Source organism: Synechococcus sp. R55.2, from assembly GCF_047462075.1.
In the GTDB taxonomy this organism is placed as follows: Bacteria; Cyanobacteriota; Cyanobacteriia; order Thermostichales; family Thermostichaceae; genus Thermostichus.
The window spans coordinates 1-2,098 of the sequence record NZ_JANSIH010000435.1 but is presented as its reverse complement, the minus strand read 5'-3'; the positions used below and the strand labels follow the sequence as shown (position 1 = coordinate 2,098).

Sequence of the window (2,098 nt, the reverse complement as noted above, 5' to 3'; positions counted from 1 at the left end):
ATCTGGCGAGGCAGTGGGCAACTGCTCCTGTGAAGGATCCGCCGGAGCCAGCTCCCGCTCATCCACCAACACCAGCACCCGCACAACTCGATTTTTGGGCAATTGTTCCTGCGCCTTCATGGGCAAAATCAGTTGACCTTGGCTGTCGGTACGGGCCCAGAACTCATGTGCTTTCATGCTGTTTCCCAAAATCATGAGCCAATGAAGGGATCCCCAGGCCGGATCTTAGTGAGGATGATGAATGACCCCAGAAAGCTCCATCTGTTCTTCGTATTCAGATGAGTCGGAGAGGCTGGCCCAGCTTTATAGTTATTTTGATTCAAACTAGGACACTCTAGGACACTGCGTCAGGGTTGTGGAGCAATAGCGTTGCAGAGCAATAATGCGCGGGGCTAGAGGGCTTGTCTCAGCAGCCCAGGCATCTCACCTAACCTGAAACGGCCATAAGCTCCCACAGCATCTCGGATAAGCTTGCCTCAACAAATCTCAAAAGCCGCTGGCAGGTAGTCAACCAAAGCGTAGCTTACCCCTTCCCTGGAGGCCCGACGTTCTATCAGCGCAACATCAAAACGGCAGGACAACTCGGAGAGGTGGGGATGCTGGCTCAAGAAGGCCTGGGCAGCCCGGATCAAGCGTCGCTGCTTGGGGATCCCAACCGCCAAAAGCCCGCCTCGATCCCAGCTACCGGGGCTACGGGTTTTCACCTCTACGAAAATCAGCACATCAGCTTTGTGGGCAACCAGATCCAGCTCGCCCCAAGGGCAGCGCCACCGCTGGGCCAGGATCTGCCAGCCCTGCTGACAGAGATATTGCCGCACCCAGCCCTCGCCGACGTTGCCTGTATTCTGGAGAGAAGCTCCTTTGGGCAAGGGATCCATAAAAAAATCACCAGCGCCCGGCTCTAATGAGCAGAGCCATTGCCGTGATACTTGTCGGTGTCGTAAAAGCCGTTGCGGGTGCCGAAGTAGAAACTTGCCAGAGAGAGGACAAGAGCAACCCCCACCAAGACTAACTTTGCATCCACGTGGTTTTCCCCTGATTTTCTCCTCAACCGTGATCATAATAGCCTGCCGCTCCTTCACAATCCTCTGGTAAGCGATGCGCGGCACTGATATCGGCCAAGGCACAGCAAGTCTTGGGGGATCCCATTGGAAATGAACTACTCCCACTGGGAGCTCAGCATGCTACCATTCAGACGGAAAGGGAGTAGTCAGGCGGCTTACCGCCCTCTGCATCGACATACTGGCTAAAAACAGCCCGGTGCAAGAGACAAAGCAAGCCCGGCAGGCTGCTTTGGTGACGAGACTTTCACTGAGTTCACGCAGAGGTGAGCTTGGTGAGTCCGTCTGACTTTCCCGGCCTTCACCTCTAGGTGTGAACCGATTCCACACACAAGAGAGGTTGGAGGCTAAACGATGTGGGCTGGTTTTGCGTCAAGTTTGCTGTTGGTTACGGTAGCAGAGTTTGGGGATAAAACCTTTTTTACCCCCCTGATTCTGGCTATGCGGCACCCGCGCCGCTGGGTTTTCTTGGGGACGTGGCTGGCTTTGGCCGTGATGACCTTGCTGGCGGTGGTGGCCGGGAAGGTGCTTTTCAAGCTGCTGCCACCCCTGGGCGTGAGAGTGTTATCGGCTGGGGTTTTTGCGGCTTTTGGGCTGAGAATGCTCTGGCAAGCCTACAAGATGACTCCCCAGCAGGAAAAAGAAGAAGAGGAAGAAGCCCTCAGGCTGGTGGAGCAGGCAGAAGAAAAAGGGGCGGGCCGCGGCGGTGCTTGGGCTATTGTGTGGGAAGCCTTTAGCTTGACAGCCTTGGCCGAGTTCGGGGATAAAACCCAGATTGCCACCGTCTCCTTGGCGGCCACCCACCCGGGATTGAGTGTATGGGCAGGGGCTACCCTTGGCCATGGGCTGATGGTGGGGCTGGCGGTGGTGGGAGGTCGTTTTTTAGCAGCTCACATCTCTGAACGCGCCGTGCATTGGGTGGGGGGCGGCTTATTTCTGGTGTTTGCGTTGCTGACCGGTTGGGAGTTGGCAGGATGAGGGATCAGCTAGAAATCGCAGGAGCCCCGCACTGTACCCGTAGGGTCAGTGTCGGGAGG

At 56.4% G+C, this 2,098-nt stretch carries 3 protein-coding genes; 1 reads left to right on the top strand and 2 read right to left on the bottom strand.

Annotation, left to right across the window (positions count from 1 at the left end; all coding sequences use genetic code 11):
* Positions 1-476: 476 nt before the first annotated feature.
* Positions 477-878 carry a YraN family protein gene (locus NW838_RS14630; protein ID WP_414355841.1) on the bottom strand — a complete coding sequence of 134 codons (402 nt, stop codon included), beginning with the start codon at positions 876-878 and terminating at the stop codon, positions 477-479.
* Between the two features lie 23 nt (positions 879-901).
* The gene (locus NW838_RS14625; protein WP_011429573.1) at positions 902-1,024 is read right to left on the bottom strand and encodes a hypothetical protein; all 123 of its coding nucleotides are present in this window, start codon (positions 1,022-1,024) and stop codon (positions 902-904) included.
* A gap of 391 nt (positions 1,025-1,415) precedes the next feature.
* On the opposite strand from NW838_RS14625, the gene NW838_RS14620 reads away from it, so the two are divergent.
* Entirely contained in the window at positions 1,416-2,039 is a 624-nt protein-coding gene (locus NW838_RS14620; protein ID WP_414355842.1) for a TMEM165/GDT1 family protein, read from the top strand.
* The last annotated feature ends 59 nt before the right edge of the window (positions 2,040-2,098 follow it).